8 protein-coding genes are annotated in these 6,695 nt (G+C 55.4%); 4 read left to right on the top strand and 4 right to left on the bottom strand.

Features of this window, described 5'->3' with window-relative positions:
- Positions 1–377 precede the first annotated feature (377 nt).
- Together ndhL and H6F43_RS15605 are read left to right on the top strand one after the other, a co-directional pair.
- Positions 378–596, top strand: a complete 219-nt coding sequence (ndhL, locus tag H6F43_RS15610; RefSeq protein WP_190343646.1) for an NAD(P)H-quinone oxidoreductase subunit L — start codon at positions 378–380, stop codon at positions 594–596.
- A gap of 57 nt (positions 597–653) precedes the next feature.
- On the top strand, positions 654–971 hold the full coding sequence (locus H6F43_RS15605) for a DUF3007 family protein (RefSeq protein WP_190343645.1): 318 nt from the start codon (positions 654–656) through the stop codon (positions 969–971).
- Between the two features lie 35 nt (positions 972–1,006).
- On the opposite strand, the gene H6F43_RS15600 is transcribed toward H6F43_RS15605, so the two are convergent.
- Complete coding sequence (locus tag H6F43_RS15600) at positions 1,007–1,510, bottom strand: DUF29 family protein (RefSeq protein ID WP_190343644.1); 504 nt, start codon at positions 1,508–1,510, stop codon at positions 1,007–1,009.
- A 189-nt stretch (positions 1,511–1,699) separates the two neighbouring features.
- Between H6F43_RS15600 and trpA the strand changes: the two genes are divergently transcribed.
- Positions 1,700–2,500, top strand: a complete 801-nt coding sequence (gene trpA, locus H6F43_RS15595; RefSeq protein ID WP_190343643.1) for a tryptophan synthase subunit alpha — start codon at positions 1,700–1,702, stop codon at positions 2,498–2,500.
- Between the two features lie 274 nt (positions 2,501–2,774).
- Here trpA and H6F43_RS15590 read toward each other — a convergent pair whose 3' ends face one another.
- Genes H6F43_RS15590 through glgA form a run of 3 tightly spaced genes read right to left on the bottom strand, consistent with a single transcriptional unit; the run spans position 2,775 to position 5,701 of the window.
- Positions 2,775–3,719 carry an alpha/beta fold hydrolase gene (locus H6F43_RS15590; protein ID WP_242025661.1) on the bottom strand — a complete coding sequence of 315 codons (945 nt, stop codon included), beginning with the start codon at positions 3,717–3,719 and terminating at the stop codon, positions 2,775–2,777.
- A 53-nt stretch (positions 3,720–3,772) separates the two neighbouring features.
- Positions 3,773–4,225 carry a hypothetical protein gene (locus tag H6F43_RS15585; RefSeq protein WP_190343642.1) on the bottom strand — a complete coding sequence of 151 codons (453 nt, stop codon included), beginning with the start codon at positions 4,223–4,225 and terminating at the stop codon, positions 3,773–3,775.
- A 57-nt stretch (positions 4,226–4,282) separates the two neighbouring features.
- Entirely contained in the window at positions 4,283–5,701 is a 1,419-nt protein-coding gene (gene glgA / locus H6F43_RS15580) for a glycogen synthase GlgA (protein WP_190343641.1), read from the bottom strand.
- A 224-nt stretch (positions 5,702–5,925) separates the two neighbouring features.
- Here glgA and H6F43_RS15575 point away from each other — a divergent pair.
- On the top strand, positions 5,926–6,695 hold a 770-nt coding region (locus tag H6F43_RS15575; protein ID WP_190343647.1), incomplete at its 3' end, for a M48 family metallopeptidase.

Below are 6,695 nucleotides of genomic sequence, written 5' to 3'. Positions count from 1 at the left end.
ATATGTTTGTAGTCTGGACTATGCCTTTGCCTTTTGGCGCGGTTGTCGCTAGTCAGGCAGGAGCCGTCTAGTCTCTACACTTTTTCCAACCCGGTTTGTTACACCCAGTTGGAACTTAGCTCGGCGTTGGCAGGTGAAAGCGTTCGCCGAATTTGACTCCATTCACGCTGAGCATTTCGGCTCAGGTGCTCAATCGATCAAGTCCGTAGCGTCTGCCATTCCGCCATGCCCCCGATCGGTAGACTTCTATTCCACCATTAATGCAGAACTTATGCAACGTTAGAGCGATTTCAATCGATCGATCTGCCAGAAACCACAACGACGCACCGTTCAAGCGGTAGAATATGTGAAGTTTCGTGGACGTGAGCCGCTACGTTATGGATATCACTGTTGCGCTTCTCTATCTGGTTCTGGCGGGTGCGTATTTAGTCGCCGTTCCAGGGGCTCTGTTTTTCTACTTACAGGCTCGGTGGTACGTTGCCAGTTCTTTCGAGCGCGGCTTCATGTACTTCATGGTGTTCATGTTCTTTCCAGGAATGCTGCTCTTGGCTCCGCTGTTGAATTTTCGCCCCAAGCGTCGCGAGATTCCAAGCTAGGGATCTGTGAGTCGTTAGTTCTTGCCACGAGTGGCGTTCAACTCAGGTCCGAATGTTATGCGACGAATTGACGTAATTGGGATTGGGATCGGTGTGTTTGCAGCGGGTGGTCTGCTTTACGTCGCGTTCCAGGTTTTGGGGTTGGACAGCACCTCGGCAGGGATTTGGTCGCAGGTGCTTCTGGTGGGTGGGCTGGTTGGTTGGGTGCTGACCTATGCGCTTCGAGCCGTCACCCAAACGATGACCTATAACCAGCAGCTTAAGGACTATGCCGACGCTGTGCTACAAAAACGGCTAGAGGAACTGACCCCAGAGGAATTGGCGCAGCTGCAAGCCGAAATCGAGCAGGAAAACCAGGCGGCTAAGCCGAAGTAATTCCTCAATCCGATGCTGCATCGTCTTAAAGATGCTTATAAATTTGGTTCTACTAACTCGCTGGATTCACCTGGATAGAAACGATCGTCCAAAACCTCTGCTAAACGGTAAGCGCAATCTGGTGGGAAAGTACGGCTCGGTAAATTGGTTTCTGCAATAGCCAGTTCGACCCCTCTTACGTACGCTTTACGGAGGGCTTCTTCAAGGTAGGGCTTTAAGCTGGGATTGTCTTCAAGGAGTTCAGCAATATCCAAGCGTTGAATGCGAATCGTTGCCAGCCAACTACGGCTTTCACCTTGGGATAGATGTTTCCATTTCAGCAAGTGTCCAACTAGCACACTTAAGCGGCTGCGGAGTTCTTGACGCTGCTGTTTACCCAACGATTCAATCTCCTCGATTAGATTTGGCAGATCAACCTGGCTCCACTGCTGGTTGCGGAGAAGCTTTGTTTGCTCCTGCGTCCACGCATAGAAATCAGCCTCATAGAGATTGAGTGCAGCCATCGGTTGCTGTGCTGCATTTGGGTTCGTTTCGGGCATTGGCGTCGGTTGCTCCACCGCAGTACTTGAATTGTAGTGTTCTCTGTGGAGTTCCCAGTAAAACGGCAGATTGGCTGCTCAGGAAATCACAGGCAGCGTGTTCAAGTAGTTCGTCAAGAAATGGGACAATGAGAGTCTTAGCGAGACTGTCTTCGGTTTCCGTCCTCTGTTCCCATCTCAGAATCCAGAATGACCTCTGTTTCCCAACGCTTTGAGCAACTTCGCGATCGCGCCCAGTGCGCCCTGATTCCCTTCATCACCGCTGGCGACCCGGACTTGCAAACCACTGCCGAAGCCTTGCGCGTGCTCGATCGCAGCGGAGCCGACCTGATTGAACTGGGTGTACCGTACTCAGACCCGCTAGCAGATGGTCCGGTGATTCAAGCTGCCGCAACGCGAGCACTCGAGCGGGGAACGCGATTGGATGCCGTGCTGGAGATGGTGCAGCAGGTCAGCCCAACGCTGCGATCGCCCATCATTCTGTTCACCTACTACAACCCCATTTTGAATCGGGGCATTGAGCGATTTTTGCAGCAGGCAGCGGATGCGGGTGTGCGCGGCGTGGTCGTGCCGGATTTGCCGCTGGAAGAAGCCGAGAGCCTGTTACGTCCAGCCGCAACCGCCGGGATCGAAGTGACACTGCTGATTGCACCCACCAGTCCCAAGGAGCGCATTCTCGCGATCGCCCAGCAGTCTCAAGGCTTCATCTACCTCGTTAGCACCACGGGCGTTACCGGAATTCGGACGCAGGTGCAGTCGCGAGTGAAAGAACTGCTGCTAGACCTCCGCACCGTCACCGACAAGCCGATCGGCGTTGGCTTCGGCATTTCTCAACCGGAGCACGCGCGGCAGGTAATGGAGTGGGGCGCAGATGCCGCGATCGTCGGTAGCGCCTTTGTCAAGCGCTTGGCAGACGGAACACCGCAGCAGGGATTGCGATCGATCGAGGAGTTCTGCCACAGCCTTAAGGTTTCGCTACGGGCGTCTTAGCGCTTCGTAAGACCAATTCGGAATTCGGAATTCGGAATTCGGAATACTCGCTGCGCGAGAAGCAAGCTACGGAATTGCAGTAGCTCGATTCCGCCTACGTTAGTCCTCCGTAAGCAAAACCTCGGAGGTTTGCGCAAGTCCTAAGCTAGTACAGCGTCAGCACTCAGATTTAGAGTGATAGCCGAGATTTTAGACCTCCGAGGTTTTGCAAACCTCGGAGGTCTTGGGAAGCGCTTAGAAATTGGCGACCCTAAAATTGACAATTGACAAAGCACTAGGACAAGTATTTGTCCAAAAACGGCACAATTCCGTCTGCCAGTTTGTCTGGATACTCCTCGTGTAGCCCCAGCGCTCCGGGCATTCGATAGACTTGGACGCTGGAGAAATGCGCCAAAATTTCAAGCTCCACGCGAAATTTTGGCGGCATCTGATCGCCAATCACCATCAGCGCCGGAACGGGAAGTGGTTGAAACCAGCTTACCCAGTCCTCCCGTCGCAGAATCGGGTCCAGCGCACCTGTGACAAACGCCGCTGAGGCAAACCGGGCACCGCGTCGTCGCGTTGCGCGCCACTTGCGCCGCATCATCTCGCGGGTGATGTTGCGTCGATCGACAAACACATGCCGACCGTACCTCAACCGCAGCACCAGCAGCGTTGCGCTGAGCCAATACACAAACTGCCCCAAAATTGGCGTCCGAACAATCGATCTCAGCAGCTTGTATGCCCAGCGGTGCTCTCCCAGAGCCGTTGGCAGCGGTCCGCGCCACGTTGGAGCCACTAGCACCACCCACGACCACGGCACGGGCATGCCCTGCTGCGCTCCTGCTGCCATCTGCATAACATATCCAGCCGCGTGTCCGGCAGCAATGACTACTACAGGTTCGCGAAACACGCGCTGCACAAACTCCCTCAAAAACGCGTGGTATAGCGTTGGCGTGTAGTCAAACGGGGGGCGGGTAGAGTCGCCAAAGCCAACCCAATCTAGTGTCACCACTTGATATTTCTCTGCCAGTCGATCGGTTAAGCCCTGCATCTCCGTTCGGGTAGAGACGTTGCCAAAGGCAGGCAGCAGCAAAATTGGCTTTCCTACTCCTGTTATTTCGTACACTGCCGTAACGGGCTTTCCCTTCCAGCTCCACTGAAACAAGTGAGCTGCACCCTCGATCGGGGCGACGCTGGCGGTAGATGGCATCGATGTAGTCGTTGAATCCTCGTTCATTCTGAATCGTGCGCTGTAACCCTAAGTTTCGTCATCATACGTGATCCACCTGCTCAATCGGGTGACCGAATGCTGACTTGGATTGTGTAGGTCGCGTTGCCGCGAGTGGAGCCAACAACGAGTTGGTAGTCTCCGGTTTGCGGTAGGGTTCTTGTCCAGAGGGTGGTTTCTCGTTGCAGTACGCGGCGATTGACGCCCTGCTTCGGAGCCACCACCTCAAACACAGCGTTCTGTTCCAGCGACGTAATTTTGACCTGCATCCGCTGTCCCTGCCGAGCGTTCAGCACCCAGATATCTCGGCTGCCGAGCACGATCGAATCTGTTACGGTTGCCGAGTCCTTGCCAGCCGCAAATGCGATTCGGCGGACTCGCGCACCCTTCTGGGCAAGCTGCATCGGAGCCGACTGAAGCTGCGCTGGGATGGCAGGTGCGATCGCAGGACTGTTTACCAGCGTTGTTGCCAGCAGCAGCCCCGCACTCAACGTCGAGAGAACAGGAATTAGCATACGCTCTAGTTTCTACGCAAAAAATGAAGTCTCCCTGGCAAGACCAGGGAGCAGAGTCTAAGAGACTAGTTCCGCCTGCTTGGCGGGTTCTGGGTCTTCTAGGGGCAGTCCCCGCGTCTCGCGGTACAGCCGATCGTACTCAATTGCCGACTTGTCCCAGCTAAAGTTCTGGCTCATGCCGCGCTGTTGCAGTTCGTGCCACTGTGGTTTGTAGCGGAACCCTTCCCACGCCCGCACCAGACAGGTGTACAGGTCCAGCGGCTCGTAGCGATCGAAGCAGTAGCCCGTGCCTGCGTGGTTCGTTGGGTCGTGGTGCGTAACGGTATCCACCAAGCCACCCGTCCGCCGAACGATCGGCACCGAGCCGTAGCGCAGCGCCATCAATTGGCTAATACCGCACGGCTCAAACCGAGAAGGCATCAAAAAGGCATCACTGCCCGCGTAGATGCGGCGAGAAAGGGCATCGTTATACAGCAGATACACGGACATGCGACCGGGATAGCGCGACGCAATCTGCCACATCTGGGTTTCGTAGTAGCGATCGCCCGTCCCCAGCAGCACAAACTGCGCGTCCGTGTACGACATGAACCGCTCCAGAATTTGCAGCACTAGGTCCAGCCCCTTCTGCTCCACCAGTCGTGTCACCATGCCGATCAGAAACGCCGCCGAGTTCACTTCTAGCCCGACTTCTTCTTGCAGCGAAATTTTGTTTGCCGCGCGGTCTTCTAAAGCGTCAGCCGTAAAGGTTTCAGTAATGCGCTTGTCGTTGGATGGGTCGTACACCTCGGTGTCAATGCCGTTGACAATGCCGGACAGTTTACCGCTGATGAAGGACAGCAAGCCTTCCAACCCTTCGCCATAGGCAGGCGTCTGAATTTGCTGCGCGTATGTGGGAGAGACGGTGTTCACGCGATCGGCAAACTGGACGGCGGCTGCCATCGTGTTGTGTCCCTGCATGTACCACGGACACCACGTCATTTGCTCTAGTTTCCAGCGCCACGGACCCTGATACGCCAGGTTGTGAATCGTGAATATGGTAGAAATATCCGGCGATTGATGCATCCACACTGGAATCATGCCTGTGTGCCAGTCGTGACAGTGAATGATCTCTGGCTTCCAGTAGTTCCAGGCAAACTCTGCAGCTCCATTGGCAAACAGCGTGAAGCGCCAGTCTTCGTCGTCGCCAGAATAAATGCGGCGAGGCAAAAACGCCGGATGCCCGAACAGGTAAAGCGGCACATCTGTTCCGGGTAAAACGGCTTCGTAAACCGAGAAGCTCTGGAACATCGCGTTCCCCTGCCAAACGGGTTCGGAGGGAACTTTCATTTTGTCGGGCAGGAAGCCGTAGTACGGCATAAAAATTCGCACATCGTGCCCTAGCTGGCGCAGCACTTTAGGCAGCGCCCCGACCACATCGCCCATTCCGCCGACTTTGGCGATCGGAGCCGCCTCTGCTGCAACAAACAGAATCCGCATCTTCGGTTCACGCCCTCTTAATAGCTCTCAACGGCTGATTAAACCCTACCAGCTTTCAGCCCTTATACCATTTTGAATTCTGAATTCATGCTTGGCTGTCTACTCCCGATTCTTCTGCTTTGATCTTCTGCCCTGAAATCGATCGTCTCCAGTATCCTTTGATTAGAGAGCCTGCTGAGGTCCACGTCGTGAGAAGTTTAGTTCGGTTGGGAATTGCATTGGTCATGATGCTGTTTGGCGTTGTCAGCTATTGCAGCAGCAGTGTCTACAATCCGATTACCGGAGAAAATCAGCGGGTGCAGCTCTCTGCCCAGCAGGAAGTGACCTTGGGGTTGCAGGCGCGAGGCAGAATGGCACAGCAGCACGGCGGACTGTATCCCGACAACGGCTTGCAGCAGTACCTCGATCGCGTCGGGGAGCGGATTATCCGTCAGTCAGTCGCGGCAAAGTCACCCTATCCGTTTGAGTTTCACCTGCTGCGCGATCCGCAAACCATAAACGCCTTTGCGCTTCCCGGTGGGCAGGTGTTCATCACAGCGGCACTGCTGAAGCGATTGACCTCTGAGGCGCAGCTAGCGGGAGTATTGGGGCACGAAGTGGCGCACGTGATTGGGCGGCACGGCGCAGAGCATTTGGCGAAGCAGCAGCTTGGGCAGGCGCTGGTGACGGCGGTAGGAGTGGCATCGAGCGACGGGCAGGCTGGAGGACAGCAGGCGGCTGTGCTGGCGCAGGCGGTGAATCAGCTCGTGGGTTTGCGCTACGGACGTGAGGACGAATTAGAAAGCGATCGCCTCGGTTTACGGTTCATGACCGAAGCAGGCTACGACCCGGAAGGCATTGTGGAGTTGATGAAAGTGCTAGGGTCGGCGCGACGCGATGGACAGCCGCCTGAGTTCTTCAGCAGCCATCCCAGCCCAGACAATCGAATTCAGCGCTTGCAAGACTTAATTGCCACAACGTATCCCAAAGGCATTCCAGCAGGGTTGGAAGATGG

The organism is Leptolyngbya sp. FACHB-36 (genome assembly GCF_014695955.1).
GTDB lineage: Bacteria > Cyanobacteriota > Cyanobacteriia > Leptolyngbyales > Leptolyngbyaceae > FACHB-36.
Note: the sequence above shows the minus strand (reverse complement) of the source record. Positions and strands in the feature narration are given on the sequence as shown.